Source organism: Mycolicibacterium wolinskyi, assembly GCF_002101965.1.
Taxonomy (GTDB): Bacteria; Actinomycetota; Actinomycetes; order Mycobacteriales; family Mycobacteriaceae; genus Mycobacterium; species Mycobacterium wolinskyi.
On the sequence record NZ_LQQA01000032.1, the window covers coordinates 152783 to 178294 of the forward strand.

Annotated in this window: 27 protein-coding genes; 15 read left to right on the plus strand and 12 right to left on the minus strand. The window is 67.6% G+C overall.

Going from position 1 to position 25512, the window contains the following annotated elements:
* Positions 1-65: 65 nt before the first annotated feature.
* The 3 genes from AWC31_RS29880 to AWC31_RS29890 are packed head-to-tail and all read left to right on the plus strand — an operon-like array spanning position 66 to position 3249.
* Positions 66-1226, plus strand: coding sequence for a Gfo/Idh/MocA family protein (locus AWC31_RS29880; protein ID WP_067852511.1), 1161 nt, complete (start codon positions 66-68; stop codon positions 1224-1226).
* Complete coding sequence (locus AWC31_RS29885; protein ID WP_085148143.1) at positions 1223-2413, plus strand: dihydrodipicolinate synthase family protein; 1191 nt, start codon at positions 1223-1225, stop codon at positions 2411-2413. Before AWC31_RS29880 ends, AWC31_RS29885 begins: the two co-directional genes overlap by 4 nt.
* Positions 2410-3249, plus strand: a complete 840-nt coding sequence (locus AWC31_RS29890; protein ID WP_085148146.1) for a sugar phosphate isomerase/epimerase family protein — start codon at positions 2410-2412, stop codon at positions 3247-3249. The genes AWC31_RS29885 and AWC31_RS29890 overlap by 4 nt, the downstream gene beginning before the upstream one ends.
* Here AWC31_RS29890 and AWC31_RS29895 read toward each other — a convergent pair.
* From AWC31_RS29895 to AWC31_RS29905, 3 genes are all read right to left on the minus strand, one after another.
* Positions 3236-4075 carry an EamA family transporter gene (locus AWC31_RS29895; RefSeq protein ID WP_234817043.1) on the minus strand — a complete coding sequence of 280 codons (840 nt, stop codon included), beginning with the start codon at positions 4073-4075 and terminating at the stop codon, positions 3236-3238. The genes AWC31_RS29890 and AWC31_RS29895 overlap by 14 nt on opposite strands.
* A 187-nt stretch (positions 4076-4262) precedes the next feature.
* On the minus strand, positions 4263-5180 hold the full coding sequence (locus AWC31_RS29900) for a GNAT family N-acetyltransferase (RefSeq protein ID WP_085148149.1): 918 nt from the start codon (positions 5178-5180) through the stop codon (positions 4263-4265).
* Between the two features lie 72 nt (positions 5181-5252).
* Positions 5253-6005 (minus strand): enoyl-CoA hydratase, encoded by a 753-nt coding sequence (locus AWC31_RS29905; protein WP_085148152.1) that lies wholly within the window; start codon positions 6003-6005, stop codon positions 5253-5255.
* 22 nt (positions 6006-6027) lie between these two features.
* Between AWC31_RS29905 and AWC31_RS29910 the strand changes: the two genes are divergently transcribed.
* Complete coding sequence (locus tag AWC31_RS29910) at positions 6028-6294, plus strand: DUF2277 domain-containing protein (protein ID WP_085148155.1); 267 nt, start codon at positions 6028-6030, stop codon at positions 6292-6294.
* Positions 6291-6854 (plus strand): DUF1802 family protein, encoded by a 564-nt coding sequence (locus AWC31_RS29915; protein WP_085148158.1) that lies wholly within the window; start codon positions 6291-6293, stop codon positions 6852-6854. The genes AWC31_RS29910 and AWC31_RS29915 overlap by 4 nt, the downstream gene beginning before the upstream one ends.
* On the opposite strand, the gene AWC31_RS29920 is transcribed toward AWC31_RS29915, so the two are convergent.
* Both AWC31_RS29920 and AWC31_RS29925 read right to left on the minus strand, forming a co-directional pair.
* Complete coding sequence (locus AWC31_RS29920; RefSeq protein ID WP_085148160.1) at positions 6843-8486, minus strand: CocE/NonD family hydrolase; 1644 nt, start codon at positions 8484-8486, stop codon at positions 6843-6845. The two genes, AWC31_RS29915 and AWC31_RS29920, sit on opposite strands and share 12 nt — an antisense overlap.
* Positions 8487-8502: 16 nt before the next feature.
* Positions 8503-9087, minus strand: a complete 585-nt coding sequence (locus tag AWC31_RS29925; protein ID WP_085148162.1) for a DUF3558 domain-containing protein — start codon at positions 9085-9087, stop codon at positions 8503-8505.
* A gap of 158 nt (positions 9088-9245) precedes the next feature.
* Here AWC31_RS29925 and AWC31_RS29930 point away from each other — a divergent pair, with 158 nt between their 5' ends.
* From AWC31_RS29930 to truB, 3 genes are read left to right on the plus strand one after another with little or no spacing between them, the layout of a single operon-like run.
* Positions 9246-10208, plus strand: a complete 963-nt coding sequence (locus tag AWC31_RS29930; RefSeq protein ID WP_085148165.1) for an ACP phosphodiesterase PptH — start codon at positions 9246-9248, stop codon at positions 10206-10208.
* Positions 10205-10879 carry a 4'-phosphopantetheinyl transferase PptT gene (gene pptT, locus AWC31_RS29935; protein WP_085148168.1) on the plus strand — a complete coding sequence of 225 codons (675 nt, stop codon included), beginning with the start codon at positions 10205-10207 and terminating at the stop codon, positions 10877-10879. The genes AWC31_RS29930 and pptT overlap by 4 nt, the downstream gene beginning before the upstream one ends.
* Positions 10876-11766, plus strand: coding sequence for a tRNA pseudouridine(55) synthase TruB (truB, locus tag AWC31_RS29940; protein WP_165766073.1), 891 nt, complete (start codon positions 10876-10878; stop codon positions 11764-11766). Before pptT ends, truB begins: the two co-directional genes overlap by 4 nt.
* A gap of 21 nt (positions 11767-11787) precedes the next feature.
* Here truB and AWC31_RS29945 read toward each other — a convergent pair whose 3' ends face one another.
* From AWC31_RS29945 to mntR, 3 genes are all read right to left on the minus strand, one after another.
* Positions 11788-13005 carry an SfnB family sulfur acquisition oxidoreductase gene (locus AWC31_RS29945; RefSeq protein ID WP_085148174.1) on the minus strand — a complete coding sequence of 406 codons (1218 nt, stop codon included), beginning with the start codon at positions 13003-13005 and terminating at the stop codon, positions 11788-11790.
* Entirely contained in the window at positions 13002-14171 is a 1170-nt protein-coding gene (locus AWC31_RS29950) for an LLM class flavin-dependent oxidoreductase (RefSeq protein WP_085148177.1), read from the minus strand. Before AWC31_RS29950 ends, AWC31_RS29945 begins: the two co-directional genes overlap by 4 nt.
* Positions 14172-14244: 73 nt before the next feature.
* Positions 14245-14949 (minus strand): manganese-binding transcriptional regulator MntR, encoded by a 705-nt coding sequence (gene mntR, locus AWC31_RS29955; protein ID WP_085148180.1) that lies wholly within the window; start codon positions 14947-14949, stop codon positions 14245-14247.
* 81 nt (positions 14950-15030) lie between these two features.
* On the opposite strand from mntR, the gene AWC31_RS29960 reads away from it, so the two are divergent.
* From AWC31_RS29960 to bla, 6 genes are all read left to right on the plus strand, one after another.
* Positions 15031-16005: a bifunctional riboflavin kinase/FAD synthetase gene (locus tag AWC31_RS29960; protein WP_067852556.1), complete on the plus strand. Its 975-nt coding sequence runs from the start codon at positions 15031-15033 to the stop codon at positions 16003-16005.
* Positions 16006-16124: 119 nt separating this feature from the next.
* Complete coding sequence (rpsO, locus tag AWC31_RS29965) at positions 16125-16394, plus strand: 30S ribosomal protein S15 (protein ID WP_036437013.1); 270 nt, start codon at positions 16125-16127, stop codon at positions 16392-16394.
* A gap of 11 nt (positions 16395-16405) precedes the next feature.
* Complete coding sequence (gene lppU / locus AWC31_RS29970) at positions 16406-16903, plus strand: LppU family putative lipoprotein (protein WP_234817044.1); 498 nt, start codon at positions 16406-16408, stop codon at positions 16901-16903.
* Positions 16904-17234: 331 nt separating this feature from the next.
* Entirely contained in the window at positions 17235-19508 is a 2274-nt protein-coding gene (locus AWC31_RS29975) for a polyribonucleotide nucleotidyltransferase (RefSeq protein ID WP_067852560.1), read from the plus strand.
* Positions 19486-20805, plus strand: coding sequence for a M16 family metallopeptidase (locus AWC31_RS29980; protein WP_067852562.1), 1320 nt, complete (start codon positions 19486-19488; stop codon positions 20803-20805). Before AWC31_RS29975 ends, AWC31_RS29980 begins: the two co-directional genes overlap by 23 nt.
* Before the next feature lie 18 nt (positions 20806-20823).
* Entirely contained in the window at positions 20824-21699 is an 876-nt protein-coding gene (gene bla, locus AWC31_RS29985; protein WP_085148183.1) for a class A beta-lactamase, read from the plus strand.
* 15 nt (positions 21700-21714) lie between these two features.
* Here bla and AWC31_RS29990 read toward each other — a convergent pair whose 3' ends face one another.
* From AWC31_RS29990 to ald, 3 genes are all read right to left on the minus strand, one after another.
* Complete coding sequence (locus tag AWC31_RS29990) at positions 21715-22206, minus strand: Hsp20/alpha crystallin family protein (RefSeq protein ID WP_085148187.1); 492 nt, start codon at positions 22204-22206, stop codon at positions 21715-21717.
* A gap of 123 nt (positions 22207-22329) precedes the next feature.
* A complete protein-coding gene (locus AWC31_RS29995) occupies positions 22330-22881 on the minus strand; it encodes a DUF4334 domain-containing protein (RefSeq protein WP_085148189.1) in 552 nt (183 codons plus the stop codon).
* A 98-nt stretch (positions 22882-22979) separates the two neighbouring features.
* Entirely contained in the window at positions 22980-24095 is a 1116-nt protein-coding gene (gene ald, locus AWC31_RS30000; protein WP_067852570.1) for an alanine dehydrogenase, read from the minus strand.
* Positions 24096-24189: 94 nt separating this feature from the next.
* On the opposite strand from ald, the gene aldR reads away from it, so the two are divergent.
* Complete coding sequence (gene aldR, locus AWC31_RS30005; RefSeq protein WP_085148192.1) at positions 24190-24705, plus strand: HTH-type transcriptional regulator AldR; 516 nt, start codon at positions 24190-24192, stop codon at positions 24703-24705.
* A 10-nt stretch (positions 24706-24715) separates the two neighbouring features.
* On the opposite strand, the gene AWC31_RS30010 is transcribed toward aldR, so the two are convergent.
* Complete coding sequence (locus AWC31_RS30010) at positions 24716-25477, minus strand: META domain-containing protein (RefSeq protein ID WP_085148195.1); 762 nt, start codon at positions 25475-25477, stop codon at positions 24716-24718.
* Positions 25478-25512 lie beyond the last annotated feature (35 nt).

Sequence of the window (25512 nt, forward strand, 5' to 3'; positions counted from 1 at the left end):
CGCGATGCAGGTCAATCGACCGCGCTTGCCGGTTCTCGCCGGCGTATCAGATAAGGCATCACTCGATGAGTACAACCACAGCACGCCGCACTCTGCGCATCGCCATGAACGGCGTCACCGGCCGCATGGGTTACCGCCAGCACCTGGTCCGGTCCATCCTGCCGTTGCGTGATTCCGGACTGACCCTCGACGATGGCAGCCGCGTAGCGGTCGAGCCGATCCTGGTCGGGCGCAATGCCGACAAGCTCGCCGACATGGCGGCCGAACACGGCATCGAGCACTGGACCACCGACTTCGGCTCGGTGATCGCCGATCCGACCGTCGACGTGTACTTCGACGCGCAGGTGACCTCGCGGCGCGTCGAGGCGCTGACCGCCGCCATCAAGGCCGGCAAGCACGTGTACACCGAGAAGCCCACCGCCGAAACGCTGACCGAGGCGGTCGAACTGGCCCGGATGGCCGAGAACGCCGGGATCACGGCCGGGGTGGTGCACGACAAGCTGTACCTGCCGGGGCTCGTCAAATTGCGTCGCCTCGTCGACGAGGGATTCTTCGGCCGCATCCTGTCGATGCGCGGCGAGTTCGGCTACTGGGTGTTCGAGGGCGACGGCCAGCCCGCGCAACGCCCGAGCTGGAACTATCGCGCCGAGGACGGCGGCGGCATCACCGTCGACATGTTCTGCCATTGGAACTACGTGATGGAGGGCATCCTCGGCAAGGTCGAGGCGGTGACGGCCAAGGCCGTGACCCACATCCCGACCCGGTGGGACGAAGCCCATCAGCCGTACCAGGCCACCGCCGACGACGCCGCGTACGGCATCTTCGAGCTGGCGGGCGGCATTGTCGCGCAGATCAATTCGTCCTGGGCGGTGCGAGTGCACCGCGACGAGTTGGTCGAGTTCCAGGTCGACGGCACCCACGGGTCGGCCGTCGCGGGCCTGCGCCGCTGCGTCGCCCAGCATCGGTCCCACACCCCGAAACCGGTGTGGAATCCCGACCTTCCCGCCACCGAGCCGTTCCGGGACCAGTGGCTGGACGTACCGGCCAACGCCGACCTCGACAACGGTTTCAAGTTGCAGTGGGAAGAGTATCTGCGCGACCTGCTCGCCGGCCGGCCGCACCGCTACGGTCTGCTGTCGGCGGCGCGTGGTGTGCAGTTGGCCGCGTTGGGACTACAGAGCTCGGCCGAGGGCAGGCGCATCGAGGTGCCGGAGATCGTGCTGTGACCGCAACTCAAACCGGTATCACCGTCACGCTGCCGCTCGACGGCGAGATGCGCCGCGTCGAGCTCGGCGAGCCGGGCCGGTGGCGGCGGCCCGAACAGCCGATCACGTCGCGGATCGCCTATGCCGCAGCGCATGTGGTGCCCCGAACACTGGCCGACAACACCCCCGGCGCCCCGGCCGACCTCGACTGGGATGCCACGATGGCCTACCGCCATGAATTGTGGTCGTACGGTCTCGGCGTCGCCGACGCGATGGACACCGCTCAGCGCGGGATGGGCCTGGACTGGGCTGCCACCCGCGAGCTGATTCGTCGCAGCGGCCGGGAAGCGGCCGCGGTGGGTGGTCGGCTCGCATGCGGGGCGGGAACCGATCAGCTTGTGCTCGACGACATTCCGTCGGGTTCGAGCGGGCTCGCGACGATCATCGACGCCTATCGCGAGCAGGTCGATGTCGTGCGCGACGCCGGGGCTCAGGTGATCCTGATGGCGTCACGAGCGTTGGCCTGCGTCGCGCAGTCACCCGCCGACTATGTGACGGTGTACGACGCGGTGTTGTCGGCTGCCGATCAGCCGGTGATCCTGCATTGGCTCGGCGACATGTTCGACCCTGCACTGCGCGGATACTGGGGGTCGAACGAGATCTCCACCGCTACAAGAACGTTCCTCGATCTCATCGGGTCCAACGCCGACAAGGTGGATGGCGTCAAGGTCTCGCTCCTGGACGCCGATCACGAGATCGCCCTGCGCCGTGCCCTGCCGCCCGGGGTGCGCCTCTACACCGGTGACGACTTCAACTACCCGGAGTTGATCGTCGGCGACGAACAAGGGCATTCCGACGCGCTCTTGGGCATCTTCGCCGCGATCTACCCGGCCGCCTCGACCGCACTGCAGGAACTCGACGCGGGCGACGTCGAAGGCGCAGGTGAGATCCTGGAGTCGACCCGCGCGCTGGGACGCCACATCTTCGCCGCGCCCACCTACTACTACAAGACCGGGATCGCATTCCTGTCGTGGCTCAACGGTCATCAGCCCGGATTCGCGATGGTCGGCGGCTTGGCGAGCGGGCGATCGGTCGGGCACCTGGCCCGACTCTTCGCGTTGGCCGACCGGGCGGGTCTGCTCACCGACCCGGCGCTGGCTGCGCACCGGATGCAGACCATCCTGGAACTGAACGGAGTGCGGGCATGAGTCCCGATGCCAACGGCAGGCTGTCGCTGAACACCATGACCACCAAGGCGTTCACGCTGCGCGAGGCGGTCGAGGCCAGTGCCGCAGCAGGTTTGGAAGCCATCGGACTGTGGCGGGACCGCGTGGCCGAGGCCGGCCTGGACACTGCCGCGAAACTGGTGCGCGACAACGGGCTTCGGGTATCCAGCCTGTGCCGCGGCGGCTTCCTGACCGGTGTGGACGGGGCGGCCGCGCTCGACGACAACCGTCGAGCGATCGAAGAGGCGGCCACCCTCGGGACCCGCGAGCTGGTGCTCGTGGTGGGTGGCATCCCCGACCGTGACCTGGTTGCGGCAAGGCGGCGGGTGGCCGACCGGCTCGACGAATTGGTGCCCTACGCCGTCGAACACGACGTCCGGCTCGCACTGGAACCCCTGCACCCGGTGTTCTGTGCGGACCGTGCGGTGATCTCCACGCTCGGTCAGGCGCTCGCGATGGCGGCGCCGTATCCGCCCGCCGCGGTCGGAGTCGTCGTCGACACGTTCCACGTGTGGTGGGATCCCGAGTTGGCGGCCGGAATCGCGGCCGCCGGTGCGCAGGACCGGATCAGCTCCTACCAGGTGTGTGACTGGCTCGTGCCGATGATGCCCGATCCGCTGGTGTCACGCGGGATGATGGGTGACGGCGTGATCGATTTCGCGGCGATCACCGCGCTCGTCCGCGATGCCGGCTACCAGGGTGATGTCGAGGTCGAGATCTTCAACGAAAAGATCTGGGCGACAGCAGGTTCGGCCGTCATCGAAACCATGAAGCAGCGGTTTCGCGAGCTCGTGGCTCCCGCGCTCACGGCAGGCTGATCAGCAGGACTCCGGCAAGCACCACACCGGCCGCGATGGCCCGCCGCGCGCCGAGCTTCTCACCGAGAAAGACCGAGCCGATCAACGCACCGAACACGATGCTGGTCTCGCGCAGTGCGGCGATCGGCGCGAGTGCGCCGCTGGTCTGCGCGGCCAGCACAATCGTGTACGCGGCGAGCGAGATGGTCCCGCCGGCCAATCCGGGCACCGCGCACTCCCGTACGGCGCCGGCGAGCCGTGGGCCGCGACGTACCGCGGCAAGGATCGCCAGCGGCGGGCCCTGCAGCAGAAACATCCAGCCGGCGTACGCGAACAGTGGTGAATGCTGCACGCCCACACCGTCAATCACGGTGTAGCCGGCGATCGTCACGCCGGTGAGCAACGCGGCGCCCAGCGCGGGCAGGTCCTTGCGATTCGGCCGGCCACCGAGGAATACCAGGCCGATCAGGCCGGCCGAGATGGTCAGCACGCCGATCAACTCGGTGATGGGCATCTCGCGACCCAGAAACACCATGGCGATCACCGCCACCAACCAGGGTGAGGTTCCGCGTGCCAGCGGATACATCTGGCTGAACTCGCCGAGTTGATAGCTCGCCAGCAACAGCACGTTGTAGACCACGTGTGCGAGCGCCGAGGCGATGATGAAGGGCCAGGCCCCGGCGGGCGGAAGGCCGCCGATGGCGGCGAGTACCGCACCGCCCACCGCGTCGACCAGCCCGATCAGTGCGAATCCGACGAGGCGGTCGGGTATTGCGTGGGCCAGTGAGTTCCACACCGCGTGCATGAGGGCGGACGCGAGCACTGCAAGCATGATCGGTGCGGACACCAACGGCTCCCTTGGGTCGGCCCCATGGCGGGGCGCGGGTTAAGGAAGCCTCCAGGCTTTTATCCCGTCAGCTGCGGACCGATGTCCTGGCGCCGCTCGGTCCAGTCCCGAACCGTCCTGATTGTCGATACCGGGCGGACGGCCGGCGGAACCCTAGGCGCAATCGAATTCAACATACCCGCATGCGTCAGTGCGCTTTTACGCGGCCAGGTAGAGCGACGAAGACGTCGTCGAGCACGCGTGGCCGCCCGGCCCGCTCGGCGGTTCTGCGCGAGGCCGGATTGTGGCGGTCGATGGTTCCGACAAGCATCTGGCTGCGGTCGGTGGCAACGTATGCGGCCCAGGCCGTTTGGGCCGACACCGCGTAGCCGTGGCCGCAGTGCTCCGCGCTGATGACTTCTTCGTTGATCACGTCGCCGTCCAGCCAGCCGACCGCGCCGGGCACGATGGCGATGGCTCCGACGATCTCGTCGCGCACTTCGATGGCACGTAACCGTCCGTCCTCGTGCCACTGTCGTATGTCGGCCGGATCGGCGGGGGTGATGTTGTGCGCCAACGCGGGCTGGGCGTCCGCGAGGTGCTCGTAGCGGTGGCTGACGAGATCGGCGGCCTGCTGCGCGTCGGTGAACGGATGCAACCGGACCCGGCCGTCGCACGCCGTCATGTCACGGTGGCGGGCGGCGTGGATGCTGACGTCGAGCACCACACCGGGCCCGGTGATACGGCCCGGCCGCGCCCGCAACCGCAGATAGCCAGGCACGAACGCCGTCCATTCCGCTCGTACGCAATCAGCCAGTGCCGCAACGTCATCGAAGCTGTGCGCCACCACTTCGACGAATGGCCGCGCGAGATCACGGCAGTAGAACCGGATGCCGCCGATCAGATCGCCGCGACCCGTGCGCAGATGGCGATGCGCGTAATCGGCAGGCCGGATCCCCGGCAAGGTGATGTGGTCGGAGAACGTGCGGGCGAACTGGAGGTCGTCGATCCGCGCCGTCTGTTCGGCGAGCCAGGCACCCACCATTCGGACGCCGCGCTCGCCGAACAGCGACGTGGCGATGTCGATTTGATCGGACAGCGAAGGCCATGCGACGGGATCGTCCACGTGCCACAGGATTCCCGCCGCAGCACGCCGCGTCCACTGATTTCTGCGGTCGTCAGTCCACCGTCAAACCGGTCAGCGCACCTGCGCGCGGCCCCGGTCGATCACGGCCGCGCGATTGGCCGCGATGTCGTCGCCGGTCGCCGTCGCCATCCACTCGCGGGCCGAGGCGGCCTCGATCCACAGGCCCTGGTTCGTCTGGGATTCGTCGATGCGGTGATAGGACCCGAGCAGGGCACGAACCGCGGCCTGGTTGTTGCCGACGATCGCCGCCGCGACACGGCGTGCGGCGGGCAGCAGCTCGTCGTGCGCGACGACCTCGGTGACGAGACCGGCGCGCAGCGCGTCCGCGGCCGAGAGGTAGTCGCCGGTCAGGCTCATCCGCCGGGCCAGGCCGACGCCGACCTTCTGCGGCAGCCGCACGCTCAGGCCCCAGGTCGGCAGCAGCCCCACGCGGGCATGGGTGTCGGCGAACCGCGCCTGCTCCGAGGCGATCAGGATGTCGCAGTACAGGGCGAGCTCAAGGCCTCCGGTGACCGCGGCACCGTTGATGGCGCCGATCACGGGTTTGGTCATCGCCGGCCACTTCGGGGAGATGTCGGGCAGCTCGGTGGTGTCGCCCAGTTCCTTGAGATCCAGCCCCGCGCAGAACACCGGGTCGGCGCCCGTGACGATGACGACGTCGACGTCATCGTCGGCCTGCGCGTCGCGCAGCGCGCCGTAGAAGGCGGTGCGCAGCTCCGCCGAGAGCGCGTTGCGGGACTGCGGCCGGTTGAGCGTCAGGGTGCGGACCCGGTCGGTGGTGTCGATGAGCAGCGTGTCGGTCATGAGGTCAACCTATCGTGGGGGTATGTGCCGGAACATCACCGAGCTACGCGGGCTCGAACCCGCCGCCACCGCTGAAGAAATCGAAGCCGCCGCGCGTCAATACGTCCGCAAGGTCAGCGGCATCACGAGGCCGACCGGAGCGAACATCGAGGCGTTCGAAGCCGCGGTCGCCGAGGTCACCGCCACCACGACGCGCCTGCTGGACGGTCTGGCGCCGCGGCGTCAACCGCCCAAGACCATCCCACCGCTGCGTCGTCCAGAGGTCCGCGCGCGGCTCGCGGCGAAGTGACCGCACCAGCGGGCACGCAGACCGCGCTCAAGGAGTGGAGCGCGGCCGTACACGCGCTGCTCGACGGGCGCCAGACCGTGCTGCTGCGCAAGGGCGGCATCCATGAGAAGCGATTCGAGGTCAACGCGTCCCGATTCGTGTTCTTCCCGACGATCGCGCACAGCCATGCCGAGCGGGTGCGGCCCGAGCACGCCGATCTGCTCGCCGCCGCGGCCTGTGACAGCACCGAGGATGCGGTGACGATACGGGCCGGCGCGAAAGTGGTTGGCGCCGTTGAGGTCAACCGGCCGGATGCGGTCGATGAACTGGCCGGTCTGCATATCTGGACGGCGGAATCCGTGCGGGCCGACCGGCTGGATTTCCGCCCCAAACACCGGCTCACGGTGCTCGTGGTGCAGGTGAGCCCGCTCATCGCGCCGGTCCGGCTGATCCGCACCCCCGACTACGCGGGATGCAAGAGCTGGGTCGAGCTTCCGGTTCAGGCCGAGTGGGGGACACCCGTGCACGACGACGCGACACTGGCGGACATCGCCGAGCGCGTGCGCACCTCAGTCGGCTGACGGCGGCTGCGGACCGGCGGGCAACAGCAGACGCGAGACCCCGCCGTCCCCGTGATGCACGGTGTGGCGGGCCCGGGCCAGTCGTGAGCCCGAGATCTGGGGCTCACCGGTGCCGAGATTGCGGGCGAACTGGGGGTGCGAGCCACCCGCCACCAGGAGGCGGATCCGCGAGCCCGCCGCGAAACGGTGTGCCACGGCGTCGAGTTCGAGCCGTATCGTCCCGGACTGCTCCGTGCGTCTGCGGAACGCGTCGGTGACGTTGCGGGAGCGGCCCTTGGCGTCGACCTCGCTGACCCGGACGAACACGTCGTTGTTTGGGTTGTCGCAGCTGTGGGCGAGTTCGACGACCGGCGTGCCCACGACATACAGATCGGCCGGTAACGGGTCCCCGGTGAACGTCACCACATCGCTGCGCTGCGCGAGCGACGTGTCGTCCCGGTAGCCGCCCTGCCGGGCCAGCTGGCGGCCGCCGACGGCCGGAGTCGGGCGCGCCGGGTGATAGGTGAACGACGACGGCGGCCCGGTGGGTGCGGGCGGCGTGTCGGTGAGCCGCCCGGTGGGCTGCAGGAACAGTTGCCGCTCCGGCATGACGGGAGGCCACTCGGGTAGCTCGACCCAGCCGTCCCCGTTGACGTGGATCCGGACCGGGCTGCGCCGCGAGCTCGGGCGCCCGGCCAGGTGCGTGCCGAGCCAGTCTAGTGACTCGGCCAGCACGGTCGGCGCGCCCTTGGTCATCAACTGCCCGTGCGTCCACGACCCGACCGTCAGCGCGACGGGCACGCCGCGCCGGTGCAACTGGGTGTACTGCTCCAGCGTCTGGTCCAAGAACAGGTCCTGCCACCCGCTCAGCAGCAGGATCGGCACATCGACGTGCTCCAGCGCCTCGTCGAATCTCAGCAGTTTCCAGAACGGGTCGTCGCGTTCGGGATGCTCGAGCCACGATTCGAACCACGGCGCGCCGCTGCCGAGCAGCTGCCGCCCGGCCGCACCCATGGGCAGGCCACTGGCCGCGCGCGCAAGTTCACGGGGCCCACGTAGTTCCCTCGTGAGGGCCGCGAGCAGGCCGGGCTCCTCCTGGCGGGCGACCATCGCGCTCCAACCGAGGAAATCGTTGAGGGTGAACGAGCCGGTGCCCCACGCCGACTGGCTGAAGTCGTGCGGGCCGACCGTGATGACGGCCGCCTTCATCTCCGGTGGGGGATCGGCCAGCAACGCCCACTGCGTGAAGCCGAGGTAGGAGATCCCGACGGTCGCGAAGGAGCCCGTGAACCACGGCTGTACGCGCAGCCAGTCGACCGTGTCGGCGCCGTCGTCCATCTCGTGGACCATCGGCGTGAACTCACCACCCGAGCCGAACGTCCCACGCACGCTCTGCAACACCACGTGGTAGCCGCGCGCGGCATACACCTCGGCGAACAGCGTGGAGAACGGGAACCGGCGGCCGTACGGTCCGCGCACCAGCAAGGTGCCCGCCTGCCGGTCGGTGTCGGGCGCGTAGTGGTCGGCGATCAGTTCGACGCCGTCACGCATCGGGACCCGCAGTCCGTGCTCGACGGTGTGGCCGGTTTCGTGGGGCGGAAGCCCCAGCAGACGGCTGATGGTCTGGCCGGTGAACCTGCGGAATCTGGTCACCGCACCAGATTACGGATCAGAACTTGTAGTACGGCGCGAGCTCGTGGGCGCGCTGCAGGTTGACCTGCAGGCAGTCGGGATCGGGCTCGGAGTAGATCGGCGAGTAGAAGAGCGACTGCTGGATGACGCCGTAGCTGGTCTTGAACGCCACCATGCAGGTGATCCACCAGCGGTCGTTCCAGTCGGTGGGCTTCATGATCCAGTACTGCGCGGCGCGATGTCCGTCGATGTCGAGCTCGAGCGCGTCGGGCGGGATCGTCGCCTCGTAGGTGCGCCACACGAACGCCTCGACGGCCATCTGGTAGTTGCCCGCGTCGTACTTGCAGCGCAGGCTGTCCTCCGGGGTCGGCGGCGTGAACGCCAGGCCGATTCGCTGGACGGCGTCGAGCGGGATGTCGCGGCACGGATCGAACGGGGACGGGTCTGTGGTCTCGATCACCGGCCATTTGATGGTCGTCGACACGTTGGTCATCGGCAGGTCGGTCGACTCCAGCTGCAGGACCCCGCCCTGCGAGCCCGCCGACGGCCCGGTCTGGCATACCAGGATCACCGCCGCAACCAGCGCAGACAAAGCCGACAGCAGGCGCAACCTGGCGGCCATCACACCCCCTAGCAGACTCGGTGAATATTCGTCCCCGGCTTGCGGGGAGTGTAGCGGTCAGCCACAGCCCACTCGACCATAAACGAGAACATGTTCTAGTTGCGAGGGCCTTCGCCGCGCGGTGCGCAGTTAGGCTGGTCGGTTGTGGTGGTGCAACTGTGGTGACGGACCAGGAGTCGCGGGACCGGCAGCCGGTGCTGTGGGCGATCAGCGACCTGCATACCGGACACACCGGCAACAAGCCGGTCACGGAGTCGCTGTATCCGGCCTCGCCGGACGACTGGCTGATCGTCGCGGGCGATGTCGGTGAGCGCACCGACGAGATCCGCTGGGCGCTCGACCTGCTGCGCAAGCGGTTCGCCAAGGTCATCTGGGTGCCGGGAAACCACGAACTGTGGACCACCAACAAGGACCCGATGCAGATCTTCGGGCGCGCGCGCTACGACTATCTGGTCGACATGTGCGACCAGATGGGTGTCATCACGCCCGAGCACCCGTTCCCGGTGTGGACCGAACAGGGCGGTCCGGCCACGATCGTGCCGATGTTCCTGCTCTACGACTACAGCTTCCTGCCGGAGGGTGCGTCGACCAAGGCCGAGGGGCTTGCCATCGCCAGGGAGCGCAACGTCGTCGGGACCGACGAGTTCCTGCTGTCGTGCGAGCCGTACGCCACGCGCGACGCCTGGTGCCGCGATCGGGTCACTCAGACGCGCAAGCGGCTCGAGGACCTGGACTGGATGACGCCGACCGTACTGGTCAATCATTTCCCCCTCGTGCGCGAACCATGCGACGCGATGTTCTATCCCGAGTTCTCGTTGTGGTGCGGCACGACCGCGACCGCCGACTGGCACACGCGCTACAACGCGATCTGTTCGGTGTACGGCCACCTGCACATACCGCGCACCACGTGGTACGACGACGTCCGCTTCGAAGAGGTGTCGGTCGGCTATCCGCGAGAATGGCGGCGCCGCAAGCCGTATCGGTGGCTGCGCCAGATCCTTCCCGATCCCAAGTACGCGCCCGGGTATCTGAACGAGTTCGGTGGACACTTCGAGATCACGCCCGAGATGCGGGCCAACGCCAAGGCGATGCAGGACCGGATCAAGGCGCGGCGCGCATGACGGGAATGCTGTTGGCGCAGGTGCTGCCGGACGGCTCGGACACGGTGGCGTCGGCAGAGCTGTACGACGACCCACCCGGCCTGGCCCCGCTACCGGAGGAAGAGCCGCTCGTCGCGCGTTCGGTTGCCAAGCGGCGCAACGAATTCGTCACGGTGCGGTACTGCGCACGCCAGGCACTGGGGGAGTTGGGCATCGGTCCGGTCCCGATCCTCAAGGGCGACAAGGGCGAACCGTGCTGGCCGGACGGTGTCGTCGGCAGCCTCACGCACTGCAAGGGATTCCGCGGTGCGGTCGTCGGCCGTGCGGGTGACGTCCGGTCGATCGGAATCGACGCCGAACCCCACGATGTGCTGCCCGACGGCGTGCTCGGCGCGATCACCCTGCCGGTCGAGCGCACCGAGCTGAGTACCATGCCCGGCGATCTGCATTGGGACCGAATTCTGTTCTGCGCCAAAGAGGCAACGTACAAGGCATGGTACCCGCTCACACACCGCTGGCTCGGTTTCGAGGATGCCCACATCACCTTTGCGGTGGACGATTCGGGTACCGCGGGCCGGTTTCGCTCCCAGATTTTGATCGATCCGGCCGCCGAGCACGGCCCGCCACTGACCGCGCTCGACGGCCGTTGGTCGGTGCGCGACGGCGTGACGCTGACGGCGATCGTGCTGTGACGGCGGTTCCCGAAGCGGGGCTGGTCATCGTCGACAAACCCGCCGGCATGACGAGCCACGACGTGGTCGGCCGGTGCAGGCGACTGTTCGGCACCCGCAAGGTCGGGCATGCCGGCACCCTGGATCCGATGGCGACCGGCGTGCTGGTGATCGGCATCGAACGGGCCACCAAGATCCTCGGCCTGTTGACCGCCACCGATAAGTCGTACGCCGCGACGATCCGGTTCGGCCGCACCACCACGACCGAAGACGCCGAAGGCGAAGTGGTCGAAGATGTTTCGGCCGCCGCAGTCACCGACGCGCAGATCGAGTCCGCGGTGGCCGCGCTGCGTGGCGACATCGCGCAGGTGCCCTCGGCCGTGAGTGCCATCAAGGTCGGCGGGCAGCGCGCCTACAAGCTGGCCCGCGAGGGGCAGGCCGTCGAGCTGGCCGCGCGCCCGGTGCGCATCGACCGCTTCGAGGTGCTCGCCGTCCGGCGCGAGGGCGAGTTCGTCGATGTCGACGTCGAAGTGGACTGTTCGTCGGGCACCTACATCCGGGCGCTGGCCCGCGACGCCGGTGCGGCCCTTGGCGTCGGCGGGCACCTGACCGCCCTGCGGCGCACCAAGGTCGGCCGGTACGGCCTGGACGAGGCTCGCACGCTCGAGGGGCTTGCCGAGCGGGCGCGGCTCAGCTATTCGCTCGACGAGGCTTGCTTGCTCGGGTTTCCGCGCCGCGACCTCACCGCGGACGAGGCCGAGGACACCCGGCACGGTCGGGCGCTGAAACCGGCGGGCATCGACGGCGTGTACGCCGCCACCGCACCCGACGGTCAGGTCATCGCGCTGCTACAGGACGGTTCGGCCCGCACCAAGAACGTCGTGGTACTGCGTCCCGCGACGCTGTAAGTCGGTTGCTCTAGGCGCGTTTCAGATTTGGCCGTGGCGCGGCGGATTCGTTCCCGACAACGTGTAGCGCCCGATGTGGCGCAGCTTCCAGCGGGTCGGATCGTGCAACGTGTGAGTGCGGGCGTCGCGCCAGTAGCGCGCCAGGTTCCCGCCGGCCGATGCGCTGCGGGTGCCGCCGAATTCGAACAGCTTGGTCGACGCGTCCAGTGACGCACGCACGGCCGACACCTTGGCGATCGCGACCGCGATCGAGGCGGCCGCCGCGGTGTCCTCGGTGAGATCGGCACGCGCGGCGTCCACTTGGCGAGCCGCCTCGGCCAACAACGCCTGCGCGCCCCGCACCGTGACCGCCAGTTCGCCGGCCACCTGGACCAAGGTCGGGTCATCGGCGGCATCGGACACCTTGGCCTCGAAATGCGGCCGGGCCTTGACGGCCTGACGAACTCCTTCGTCGAGGGCAGCCGTCGCGATGCCGACGTCGATCGCGGCGTGCAGCAACTGCGCCCGTGCGCCGTAGACCGTGGGCCGCGCGAAGATCGGCGTGAAATCCACGACGTGCTCGGCGGGAACCCGCACACCGTCCAGCGTGACGCTGCCGGACGCCGTCGTCCGCTGCCCCATTCCGTCCCAGTCGTCGATCACGGTCAGGCCCACCGCATCACGCGGCACGAACACGATGGCCTTGGGCGTCGAAGCCGTCGGTATCGCGCCCGAGCCGTCGGACAGCGATGCGCGGACGATCAGCCAGTCGGCGAACAGCGCACCCGTCGAATAGAACTTGCGGCCGTTGAGGACGTACCCGTCACCGGACGCCACCAGGGTCGTGGTGTCGACGTCGGTCGGGTGCGGACCGCGTTCGGACTGTGCGTTCGCGAACAGTGCGCCGTCGAGCACCAGCCCGTAGAAGAACGCCTGTTGCGCATCGGTGCCCTGCAGCCGCAACGCCTCGAGGAACGTGAAATGCGAATGCGGGATCTGCCCGAGCGACGGATCACCGTGGGCGAACAGCCTGATGACTTCCGCGAGGACGGTGGCCCCGACGTCGGGCCCGCCGTATTCGGCGGGCACCGTCAATGCCAGGAGCCCGGATTCCTTCAGCGCGTGCACCTGCTCGTGGGGCAGCACCCGGTCGGCGTCACGTGCGCTCGCACCGTCCGCGAAGGCCGCCGACAACCGCGCGGCGGTCGCCAGAGCGTCATCGGCGGAGGTGATTCGGGCGGCGCTCGCGAGCTCGGTCATCGCGCCGCGCCGACGAACGGAATCGACGCGGGCGCCGCACTGCGCGCCCCGTTGTCGAACAGGCCGCGCTTGCGCAGGATCGGGACGACGCCTTCGCCGAACCAGAACAACTCCTCCAGGTGGGGATAGCCCGAGAAGATGAACTCGTCGATCCCGATCGCGGCGTATTCGGCGATCCGGTCGGCCACCTCGGTGTGACTACCCACCAGTGCGGTTCCGGCGCCGCCGCGTACCAGGCCCACGCCGGACCACAGGTTGGGCGCGATCTCCAGGCTGCGGGCGTCGCTCCAGGTGCCGTTGCGCCGGTTGGCCTCGTGCAGGGCGAGCATGCGCCGCTGGCCCTCGGACTGGCTGCGTGCTAGACCCTGCTGGGCGTTGCGCACGGTGTCCTCGTCGAGGGCCGCCACGAGCCGGTCGGCCTGAGCCCACGCCTCCTCGGAGGTGTCGCGGGAGATGGTGTGCAACCGGATGCCGAACCGCAGCTTGCGCCCCTGCTCCTCGCCGAGTGCCCGGATCCAGTCGATCTTCTCGCGCACGGCCTCCGGTGGCTCGCCCCACGTCAGGTATACGTCGGAATGCCGGGCCGCAACGGGCCCGGCCGCCGTGGAGCTGCCACCGAAGTACAAGGGCGGCACCGGGTTCGGCGGCAAGGCGAGCGATGCCTCTTCGACGTCGATGTACTGACCGCGGTGGGTCACGGTCTCACCCGCCCACAGTCGCCGCACCACGTCGAGGAATTCATCGCAGCGCGCGTAGCGGGCGTCCTTGTCGAGGTGGTCGCCGAAGGAGCGCTGCTCGTGTGCCTCGCCGCCGACCACGACGTTGAGCAGGATCCGGCCGGGTGCGTGCCGCGCGAACGTCGCGGCCATCTGCGCCGAAAGCGTCGGGCTGACCAGGCCGGGCCGGAACGCCACCAGGAAAGCCAGCGACGTGGTCTCGCGGGCCAGCAGCGATGCGGTGATGAACGCGTCCTCGCACCACGCCCCCGTCGGAATGAGTGCGCCGGTGAAGCCAAACGTCTCGGCAGCGCGGACGATCGAGGCCAGGTAGTCGATGCTGGCATCGCGGTCGCTGTGGGCGGCTCCGGCCGGCGTGCCGTGGCCGCCGCCGACGATGAACCGGCTGTCGCCGTAGGTGGGCAGAAACCAGTGCAATGTGACAGTCACAAAGAGGTCATCATTGTCGGCGAACGCGATCAGGGCACGACTAAGAATCGCCGTGATCGCAGATCTTCGAGAGCTAGCTGGCGACGACCCAGATGGCCTCTGCGGCGGGGCTGCCCAGGTCGACGGTGGTGTCGGGATCGCCCGAACCCGTCGGGGATTCGACCGCGACCGAGATCATGCCGGCGAAATCGCGCCGGGCCAGCACCCGCAGCCGCGAATCGAGGCTGATGCCCACGCTGTCGAAGTAGCGCAGCATTTCCGGGTCGGCGTCGGAGATGCGGGCCACCGTCCCGGCCTCGCCGTCCTGGCACACGGAAAGCTGGCGGGCCGGCGGCGTCGGCACCTGCCCGTCGGCGGCCGGGATGGGGTCACCGTGCGGGTCGCGAGTGGGGTGGCCCAGTTTCGCGTCGATCCGGTCGAGCATGCGGTCGGACACCGCGTGTTCGAGGATCTCGGCCTCGTCGTGCACCTCGTCCCAGCCGTAGCCCAGCTCCTGGACGAGGAAGGTCTCCATCAGGCGGTGGCGACGCACCATTGCCAACGCGGCCCGCCTGCCCTCTTCGGTCAGGGTCACCGCACCGTATTTCTCGTGGTGCACCAGCCCCTGGTCGGCGAGCTTGCGGATGGACTCCGACGCGGTCGAAGCCGACACGCCGATCCGCTCGGCCAGCAGTTTGGTGCTGACTTTCTCGCGCGACCATTCCTGGGCTGTCCAGATGACTTTCAGATAGTCCTGGGCAACCGTCGAGAGGTCGCGATGGTTACCGTCTGGACTCACAGTAAGGAAGTTTAGGCAATCGTCACCTGACTTGGTGATCTGGAGCAGACCACGGCGCGGCCGGGCCGTAGGCTAGCTGCTGTGCAGCGCTGGCGTGGGCAGGACGAGATCCCCACGGACTGGGGCAGGTGTGTTGTCACCATTGGGGTGTTCGACGGTGTTCACCGCGGACACGCCGAGCTGATCAGTCACGCGGTGAAGGCGGGCCGATCGCGCGGGGTACCCGTGGTTCTGATGACCTTCGACCCCCATCCGATGGAAGTGGTGTTCCCGGGCAGTCACCCGGCTCAGTTGACCACCCTGACTCGCAGGGCCGAGTTGGTCGAGGAGCTGGGCGTCGACGTGTTCCTCGTGATGCCGTTCACCTCGGACTTCATGAAGCTCACCCCCGAGCGCTACATCCATGAGCTGCTCGTGGAGAACCTGCATGTGGTCGAGGTCGTGGTGGGGGAGAACTTCACGTTCGGAAAGAAGGCGGCCGGCAACGTCACGATGCTGCGCAAGGCGGGTGAGCGGTTCGGATTCGCGGTCGAGGGCATGAGCCTGGTCGCCGAACACCACCGCGACGAGACGGTCACCTTCTCGTCGACGTACATCCGGTCGTGCGTGGATGCCGGCGACGTGGTCGCGGCCGCCGAGGCGCTGGGCCGTCCACATCGCGTCGAGGGCGTCGTCGTGCGCGGCGACGGCCGGGGCCGGGTGCTCGGATTCCCGACGGCCAACGTGGCTCCGCCCATGTATTCGGCGATCCCGGCCGACGGTGTGTACGCGGCCTGGTTCACCGTGCTCGGGCACGGTCCGGTGATGGGCACGGTGATTCCTGGCGAGCGGTATCAGGCGGCGGTGTCGGTGGGTACCAACCCGACGTTCTCGGGCCGTACCCGCACGGTCGAGGCGTTCGTCCTCGACACCAACGCCGACCTGTACGGCCAGCACGTCGCGGTCGATTTCGTCGCGCGCATCCGGGGGCAGGAGAAGTTCGACGCGGTCAAGGATCTGGTCGTGGCGATGGAGGCCGACACCGACCGGGCCCGCACGATTCTCGCTGCGCACTGAGCACGATTCTCGGCTCGCCGCGGTCAACTGCTAGACTTCTCGCCGATCCGGCGCATGCTGCAGTCCGCGGTGGCTGTGCCGAGAATATGTTCGCGGGACCTATTTGATGGAGTTGCTTCGTGGCGCTTACAGCCGAGCAGAAGAAAGAAATCCTGGGCAGCTACGGCCTGCACGAGACCGACACCGGGTCGCCCGAGGCGCAGGTCGCCCTGCTGACCAAGCGGATCTCGGATCTCACCGAGCACCTCAAGGTGCACAAGCACGACCACCACTCGCGGCGCGGTCTGCTGCTGCTGGTCGGCCGTCGGCGCCGGCTGCTGAAGTACGTCGCTCAGGTCGATGTCGAGCGCTACCGCTCGCTCATCGAGCGCCTCGGGCTGCGTCGCTGACGCGGCCTTAAGTGGCATCCCTGCCCGCGGCCGTGATGGGGGCGGCCGCGATACTCGCGATCGGGTTTTTGACAGGGTGTTCGTCCGCGGCTGCCGCGGACATGCAGGCGGGGGACTGCCTCAAGATCGGCGGCACGTACGACCGTCCGGAAGCTTCCGAAGCCGTGTGTGGTAGTGAGCAGTCCAACTACAAGGTGGTCTCGACGGTCACCGACAGTGACCAGTGCCCCATGGACGTCGATTCCTACTATTCGATGACGAGTCCGTTCAGCGACGAATCCGAGACGGTCTGCATGGACATCGACTGGATCGTCGGCGGGTGCATGAACATCGACCCGGAGAACGACACCGACCCGTACCGGGTGGATTGCTCGGATTCCACTGCGCCGCATCGGCAGCGGGCCACCGAGATCCTGCAAGGCGTGTCGAACGTCGATCAATGTGCCAGCGGGGTGGGCTACGCCTACGACGAACGGCAGTTCACCGTGTGCGTGGAAGATGTCCGCTGACCGGGCCTGAGCAGGGCCGGATTGGCGTTCACGGGATTGCTGCCGTGTAACATGAGGGCGTTCGATGGCCGAAATCTGTTCGAGAGCCCACTACGAATACTTTCTGGCTGGTCGGACACGAGGTGCGGTACCCGCGATCCGCGGGCGCTGCTCCTGCGAGTCACGTCAGGGCCCGTCTGATCGGGCGGTCTTCGGTAGTGGCTGCCGGGAGTTCCCATCGGGACATGTCCGGCCGCTTCGATCGACGGCCGTAGCCGAATCCAGACCCGTGGCACATCTGAGCGTGACGACGCGAAACAGTTGAATGAATTCGAAAGAGGCCACGGACTAGATGTCTGTAGTTGAACTTGATGAAGGTGTGTTCGAAGCCACCGCTGTCATCGACAACGGGAGCTACGGCACCCGCACCATCCGTTTCGAGACCGGGCGACTCGCCCAGCAGGCCGCCGGCTCCGCCGTCGCCTACCTCGACGACGAAACCATGCTGCTGAGCGCGACGTCCGCCAGCAAGAACCCCAAGGACCACTTCGACTTCTTCCCGTTGACGGTCGATGTCGAGGAGCGCATGTACGCCGCGGGCCGCATCCCCGGCTCGTTCTTCCGGCGCGAGGGCCGCCCGTCCACCGACGCGATCCTGACCTGCCGCCTCATCGACCGGCCGCTGCGTCCGTCGTTCGTCGACGGCCTGCGCAACGAGATCCAGGTCGTCGTCACCGTCCTGAGCCTGGATCCCAAGGATCTCTACGACGTGCTGGCCATCAACGCCGCGTCGGCGTCCACCCAGCTCGCCGGTCTGCCGTTCTCCGGTCCGGTCGGCGGCACCCGTGTCGCCCTGATCGACGGTCAGTGGGTCGGGTTCCCGACCGTCGAGCAGCTCGAGCGGGCCGTGTTCGACATGGTCGTGGCCGGCCGCGTGCTCGAAGACGGCGATGTCGCGATCATGATGGTCGAGGCCGAGGCCACCGAGAACGTCATCGAACTGGTGTCGGGTGGTGCCCAGGCACCGACCGAGGCCGTCGTGGCCGAGGGCCTCGAGGCCGCCAAGCCGTTCATCAAGGTGCTGTGCGCCGCGCAGCAGGAGCTCGCCGACGCGGCCGCGAAGGAGACCGGTGACTTCCCGGTGTTCCCGGACTACGCCGACGATGTCTATTACGCGGTGTCCTCGGTGGCCACCGACGCGCTGTCGCAGGCGCTGACCATCGCGGGCAAGACCGAGCGCAACGACCGCACCGACGAGATCAAGGTCGAGGTGCTCGAGCGCCTGGCCGAGCAGTACGCGGGCCGCGAGAAGGAAATCGGCGCGGCGTTCCGGTCGCTCACCAAAAAGCTTGTGCGCCAGCGCATCCTGACCGATCACTTCCGTATCGACGGGCGTGGCATCACCGACATCCGGGCGCTTTCGGCCGAGGTCGCGGTGATTCCGCGGGCACACGGCAGCGCGCTGTTCGAGCGCGGCGAGACCCAGATCCTCGGTGTCACGACGCTCGACATGATCAAGATGGCCCAGCAGATCGACTCGCTCGGGCCCGAGAACACCAAGCGCTACATGCACCACTACAACTTCCCGCCGTACTCGACCGGTGAGACCGGCCGGGTCGGTTCGCCCAAGCGCCGCGAGATCGGCCACGGCGCCCTCGCCGAGCGTGCCCTGGTCCCGGTGTTGCCGAGCGTCGAGGAGTTCCCCTACGCGATCCGCCAGGTGTCGGAGGCGCTGGGCTCCAACGGTTCGACGTCGATGGGCTCGGTGTGTGCCTCGACGCTGGCCCTGCTGAACGCCGGTGTGCCGCTCAAGGCTCCGGTGGCCGGCATCGCCATGGGCCTCGTGTCCGACGACATCGAAGTCGATGGCAAGACCGAGCGTCGCTTCGTGGCGCTGACCGACATCCTCGGCGCCGAGGACGCGTTCGGCGACATGGACTTCAAGGTCGCGGGCACCAAGGACTTCGTCACCGCCCTGCAGCTGGACACCAAGCTCGACGGCATCCCGTCGCAGGTGCTGGCCGGCGCGCTGTCGCAGGCCAAGGACGCCCGGCTGACCATCCTCGACGTGATGGCCGAGGCCATCGACCGGCCGGACGAGATGAGCCCGTACGCGCCGCGGATCACCACGATCAAGGTGCCGGTCGACAAGATCGGCGAGGTCATCGGGCCCAAGGGCAAGATGATCAACTCGATCACCGAGGAGACCGGCGCGCAGATCTCGATCGAGGACGACGGCACGGTGTTCGTCGGTGCCGCCGACGGGCTTTCGGCGCAGGCCGCGATCGACAAGATCAACGCGATCGCCAACCCGCAGCTGCCCAAGATCGGCGAGCGGTTCCTCGGGACCGTGGTCAAGACCACCGACTTCGGTGCGTTCGTGTCGCTGCTGCCGGGTCGCGACGGCCTCGTCCACATCTCGAAGTTGGGCCGCGGCAAGCGCATTGCCAAGGTCGAAGATGTGGTGAAGGTCGGCGACAAGCTCCGCGTCGAGATCGCCGACATCGACAACCGCGGCAAGATCTCGCTGGTGCTCGTCGATGAGGAGCAAGCGGAGCAGTCCGACAAAGCTGGGGATTCGGCGGACACTTCCGCGTCCACCGATGTTGCGCCCGCCGAAGCCTGATACGCCGCTGGAGACCTCGCACGTCCGCCGGACCACGTTGCCCGGCGGACTGCGAGTGGTCACCGAGTACATCCCGTCGGTGCATTCGGCATCGGTCGGAGTATGGGTCGGGGTCGGTTCGCGCGACGAAGGCCGAAGTGTCGCGGGCGCAGCGCATTTCCTCGAACACCTGTTGTTCAAGGCCACTCCGACCCGTACCGCCGTCGAAATAGCCCAAGCCGTCGACGCTGTCGGCGGTGAGCTGAACGCCTTCACCGCCAGAGAGCACACGTGCTATTACGCGCACGTGCTCGACACCGATCTGGAACTGGCCGTCGATCTGGTCGCCGACGTCGTGCTGCGGGGCCGCTGCGCAGCCGACGACGTCGAGGTCGAGCGCGACGTCGTCCTCGAAGAGATCGCCATGCGCGACGACGATCCCGAGGACACGCTGGGAGATGTGTTCCTGTCGGCCATGTTCGGCGATCACCCCGTCGGCCGGCCCGTCATCGGCAGCGTCGAGTCGATCTCGGCGATGACGCGCGCGCAGTTGCATTCGTTTCACATGCGGCGCTACACGCCCGATCGCATGGTGCTGGCGGTCGCGGGCAACATCGACCACGACGAAGTTGTCGCCTTGGCCCACGAGCACTTCGGCAAGCGACTCGTCTCGGGGCGCAACGCCATCGCACCGCGCAAGGGGTCGGGTCGCCTGTCCGGACGGCCGACGTTGGAGGTCATGGACCGCGACGGGGAACAGATGCACGTCTCGCTCGGCGTGCGAACCCCCGGGCGGCACTGGAAGCATCGGTGGGCTCTATCGGTGCTCAACACCGCGCTCGGTGGTGGCCTGAGTTCGCGTCTGTTCCAACAGATTCGGGAGAGCAGGGGACTGGCGTACTCGGTGTACTCGACCGTCGACACCTTCTCCGACAGCGGCGCACTGTCGGTCTATGCGGGTTGTCAGCCCGAGCGGTTCGACGAGGTGGTCCGCTTGACCACCGACGTGCTCGAAAGCGTTGCGCGCGACGGCATCACCGAGAACGAATGCCGGATCGCGAAGGGTTCGTTGCGCGGCGGGCTGGTGCTGGGGCTTGAGGACTCGGCTTCGCGGATGCACCGAATCGGCCGCAGCGAACTGAACTACGGCGAACACCGCAGCATCGAACGCACCCTGACCCAGATCGAATCGGTCACCCTCGACGAGGTCAACGCGGTGGCGCGGCAGTTGCTGACCAGGGATTACGGTGCGGCGGTGCTAGGCCCGCAAAAGTCGAAACACTCGCTACCGCAACGGCTTCGAGCCATCGCGGGCTGACCGGCTACGCTGGGTCGGGTGACTGGACTCTCGCGACGCAACGTCTTGATCGGATCCCTCGCGGCAGTGGCGGCTGTCGGGGTGAGCAGCAGAACCGCGTATGCGGCCCCCGTGGACGACCAGATCGGGGAGCTCGAACGCCGGCACAACGCGGTGATCGGCATCCATGCCGTCAACCTCGATTCGAACCGGATCGTGAGCCACCGCGCCGACGACATGTTCGCGATGTGCTCGACGTTCAAGGCATATGCCGCAGGCCGGGTCCTGCAGATGGTCGGGCGCGACCAGCTGTCGCTGGACAACCGGGTGTTCGTGGACCCAGACGCGATCGTGATGAACTCGCCGATCACGGAACCGCGCGCAGGTTCGGAGATGACGCTCGGCGAACTGTGTGCGGCCGCGCTGCAACGCAGCGACAACACGGCGGGCAACCTGCTGTTGAAAACCATCGACGGGCCCGCGGGTATCACCGCATTCGCGCGCAGCATCGGTGACGAGCGCACACGGCTGGACCGGTGGGAGGTCGAGCTCAACTCGGCGATACCCGGCGACCCGCGCGACACCAGCACGCCCGCGGCGCTGGCCATCGGCTACCGCGCGCTGTTGGTCGGCGATGCGCTCAGCCCGCCCCAGCGCCGGCAGCTCGAGGATTGGATGCGGGCCAATCAGACGTCGAGCATGCGGGCGGGACTTCCGGCTGGGTGGACGACCGCCGACAAGACCGGCAGTGGAGACTATGGCAGCACCAACGACGTCGGCGTCGCGTACGGCCCGGCCGGTCAGCGCCTGTTGCTGGCGATGATGACGCGGTCACAGACCGACGACCCGAAAGCCGCCAATCTGCGACCGCTCATCGGTGAGCTGACGGCATCGGTGCTGCCGTCGTTGCTCTGATCGTTCGGTGCCGGATTACTCCGGAGCTTCGGCTTCGGCCGTGTGGTTCTCGACCGTCGCATTCTCCACGCTGTGGTTCTCGGCGTTCTGAATCGCGATGTGCCGCATGCCCGACGGATTCTGCGACAGCGGGACGCGGACGGTCAGGATTCCGCGCTCGTAGCTGGCGGTGATCTCTTCCTCGTCGGCCTCGGCCGGCAGCGTCACCGTGCGCAGGAACGATCCGTACGAGAACTCCGAGCGGGAGTTCACCTCGGCCCGCTCGGCACGCTCGGCCTTCACCGTGAGCTGGCCGTCGGCGACCGTGATGTGGACGTCGGTGGCCGGGTCGATGCCGGGGATCTCGGCGCGCAACTCGTAGTGGTCATCGGTGACCTCGTCCTCGATGCGCATGAGGTTGCGCTCGAAGATGGGCCGCAGGCTTGAGAACGGGGTGATGCCGGCGAAGAACTCGGACAGCTCGGGCAGGAACGGGCGGGGCTGGTGCGCAACGGGCAGGTTAACCACGGGTGACTCCTAGGACTCAGGTTATCGGCCGAAAAGGCCTTGCGACGCTTGCTCTTTCGATCCAAGCATCGCTTTCGATCCGTCGGTCGAATGCGCGGTGAACAGCTCGAGTACGCGTGGCTGCTAGGCCAGCCGCCGGGAGTCGTCGCGGCGCAGCACGAAGAAGTAGGGCTTGCGAGATCCCCGCAGGTCCATGGCCCCGATCACGGCGTCGTCGGACAACTTGCGAAAAACGTCGTTGATCGGAAGCTGGTCGTAGATCATGGTCGCGGTGTCGACGCCGCGGTATCGCGTGGTGCGCAGCCGCGCTTTCGCCGACCGCGTCTGCAGGACGGGCCGCAGCGCGGCGATCGGCGCCACCATGGACCGGTTCCTCAACAACGGCAGCTTGGTCGACAGCCCGAGGCCGCCGAACGCCAGGGCCGGGTTGAGCGCCCACAGTCCAGTGCTGTCGCGGGCCGGAAACAGCAGCGGGTGGACGGTCTCGGCATCGATGAACTGCTTGCCCCACCAGCCACTCGCGGCCAGCAGGCCGTCCATCGGGTGGCCGGTGGGCAGTTCGGCGCCGTGCCACGTCCCGATCATGAACTCAGGTTCGACGGCCTCCGCGGCGTCGAACGCCTCGAGTGCATCAGCGGTGATGGTCGGAACGGTGGAAAACAACTCCTGCAGCATGCCGACACCATAGTTGACACGTGTCAAGAACGGCTAGTCGTCCGAAAGGTAATCGCCCGGCCGGAGCGTGCTCCAGCCGGGCGATCGGAGGGGGTCCGTTAAGCCAGGAACGGCGCGGGGTCGGTGAACGGGAGATCGAGATCCTTGGCGACCTGCTCGGACAACAGACCACCTTCGTGCGTCGACAGGCCCTTGGCCAGCGCCGGGTCCGCGGCGCATGCGGCCTGCCAGCCCTTGTCGGCCAGCTTGAGCACGTACGGCATGGTGGCGTTGGTCAGCGCGAAGGTCGAGGTGCGCGGCACGGCGCCGGGCATGTTCGCGACGCAGTAGAACACCGTGTCGTGGACCTTGAACGTGGGATCGTCGTGCGTCGTGGGCCGCGAATCCTCGAAGCACCCGCCCTGGTCGATCGCGATATCCACCAGCACCGCACCCGACTTCATGTGGGCGACAGTCGAATTGGTGACGAGCTTGGGTGCCTTGGCGCCGGGGATCAAAACCGCGCCGATCACCAGGTCGGCCTTCTTGACGGCCTCTTCGAGCTCGAGGGACGACGAGTAGCGGGTCTCGATGCTTCCGCTGTTCTCGTTGTCGATCTTGCGCAGCGTGTTGATGTTCAGGTCGAAGACCGTGACGTGGGCGCCCATGCCCTTGGCGATGCGCGCGGCGTTGTAGCCGGCCACGCCACCGCCGATGACGACGACCTCGGCCGGTGCGACGCCGGGGACGCCGCCCATCAGCACGCCGCGGCCGCCCTGTGTGCGCATCAGGTGGTAGGAGCCAACCTGCGCCGAGAGGCGGCCGGCGACCTCGCTCATCGGCGCGAGCAGCGGCAGCGCTCCGTCGGCGGTCTGCACGGTCTCGTAGGCGATCGAGGTGGTGCCCGACGCCAACAGGGCATCGGTGCAGGGCTTCGACGCCGCGAGATGAAGGTAGGTGAACAGGGTCTGGCCCTTGCGCATGCGCGAGTATTCGGCCTCGATCGGCTCTTTGACCTTGAGCAGCAGCTCGGCGTCGGCCCACACCTGGTCGGCGGAGGTGACGATCTCGGCGCCCGCGGCCTTGAAGTCGTTGTCGGCGATGGCTGAGCCCTCGCCGGCGCCGGCCTGGATGATCACGTCGTGGCCACGACGGGTCAGCTCGGCCACCCCGGCGGGCGTGATGGCAACGCGGTACTCGTTGTTCTTGATCTCAGTCGGGATGCCGACGAGCATGATCGCTCCTTCAGATTCGGTGTGCTAGGAACAAGTGTGAAGAACCTTCGAAGTACGAGCAATATCTCTGATAAAGATTCGTTACGATCGCTCCGTGAGCGAAGAATCGACGAGCAACGCGGCGAGTCAGAGCCGTCTACCGAAGGATGTTCGGCACGCGGAACTCGATGACATCGACCGGCGCATTCTGCTGGCACTGCACGCCGATGCACGGATGTCCAACAGCGCGCTGGCTGATTCCGTCGGCATCGCGGCCTCCACGTGTCACGGTCGGGTGCGGCGGTTGCAGGAGATCGGCGTGATCCGTGGGTTCTACACCGACATCGACCCGGCCGCGGTCGGCCTCAGCCTGCAGGCCATGATCTCGGTGAGCCTGCAGTCGAACGCCCGCGGCAAGATCCGCAGCTTCATCGCGCATATCCGCAAACGCCCGCAGGTCATGGATGTCTACTTTCTGGCCGGCGGCGACGACTTCATCCTGCATGTCGCCGCGCGGGACACCGACGATCTGCGGGCTTTCGTGGTGGAAAATCTCAACGCCGACGCCGACGTCGCGGGCACGCAGACCTCGCTGATCTTCGAGCATCTGCGAGGCGCTTCACCGCTCTGACCGGTTGCGGCTACTGGGCGCGCAGCACCAGCCCGTAGCCATCCGCACCGGTCAGGGTCAGCTCGTCGCTGTCGATTGCGGTCTGTACCTTGCCGTTGAGCACCCGCATGACGGCCTGTTCCACCTCGTCGAGGCCGTTCGGGCAAGCCATCCTGGTGGTGGCCAATGGGCCGAACTCGATGATGGCCGGCGTCCCCGAAACCACTGCGTGACCGGTGATCTGGTTGCAGCCGGTCGATCCGGTGACGGCACCGTCGGCCGCTATCTTGACCGTGGGCTTCGCCTCCTCCAGCGCCTGTGACGTCGAAACCGACTGTCCTGAAACCAGACTGGTGACTTGCCAGGTGGTGTCGGTGATTGACCGATCCGGATGCACCACCTTCTTGTCCCGCAACGTGACGGTCGCGGTATCGGTCTTGAGGGTCAGCGTGTCACCCGACAGTGACCAGGACGGCTGAGCCTCGAAGAACTGCGACATCCACGCGTCGGCATCGCCGAGCGGCGGCGGACACGCCATCATCGTGCTGGCCAACTCCGTGACGACTTTGCCGTTGGACAGGTCGACCGGACCCGACCCGTGGTTGCAGCCCGCGAACGTGCTGATCTGCCCGCTGTCGAAAACCACGGTCAGCGGCCCACCGCCCGGAATCTGATTGCCCTCCACCTCAACCGAGACGAACGTGCGGCCGTTCGGGTTCTGATCATCGGCGTTACCGGTATCCGAACAACCGGCGAGAGCCAGGGCAGCGAGCGCAATCGCGAGCAGACGCATGACACCACGGTAGAGCGCGCGTAACGCCGAGTGGC

Coding starts and splice junctions, on each gene's coding strand:
- AWC31_RS29880 (WP_067852511.1), top strand. CDS start 66: ATGAGTACAACCACAGCACGCCGCACTCTGCGCATCGCCATGAACGGC.
- AWC31_RS29910 (WP_085148155.1), top strand. CDS start 6,028: ATGTGCCGGAACATCACCGAGCTACGCGGGCTCGAACCCGCCGCCACC.
- AWC31_RS29925 (WP_085148162.1), bottom strand. CDS start 9,087: ATGGCCGCCAGGTTGCGCCTGCTGTCGGCTTTGTCTGCGCTGGTTGCG.
- AWC31_RS29890 (WP_085148146.1), top strand. CDS start 2,410: ATGAGTCCCGATGCCAACGGCAGGCTGTCGCTGAACACCATGACCACC.
- AWC31_RS29980 (WP_067852562.1), top strand. CDS start 19,486: ATGTTGCGCCCGCCGAAGCCTGATACGCCGCTGGAGACCTCGCACGTC.
- pptT (WP_085148168.1), top strand. CDS start 10,205: ATGACGGGAATGCTGTTGGCGCAGGTGCTGCCGGACGGCTCGGACACG.
- AWC31_RS29975 (WP_067852560.1), top strand. CDS start 17,235: ATGTCTGTAGTTGAACTTGATGAAGGTGTGTTCGAAGCCACCGCTGTC.
- AWC31_RS29995 (WP_085148189.1), bottom strand. CDS start 22,881: ATGCTGCAGGAGTTGTTTTCCACCGTTCCGACCATCACCGCTGATGCA.
- AWC31_RS29905 (WP_085148152.1), bottom strand. CDS start 6,005: ATGACCGACACGCTGCTCATCGACACCACCGACCGGGTCCGCACCCTG.
- AWC31_RS30010 (WP_085148195.1), bottom strand. CDS start 25,477: ATGCGTCTGCTCGCGATTGCGCTCGCTGCCCTGGCTCTCGCCGGTTGT.
- ald (WP_067852570.1), bottom strand. CDS start 24,095: ATGCTCGTCGGCATCCCGACTGAGATCAAGAACAACGAGTACCGCGTT.
- AWC31_RS29945 (WP_085148174.1), bottom strand. CDS start 13,005: ATGACCGAGCTCGCGAGCGCCGCCCGAATCACCTCCGCCGATGACGCT.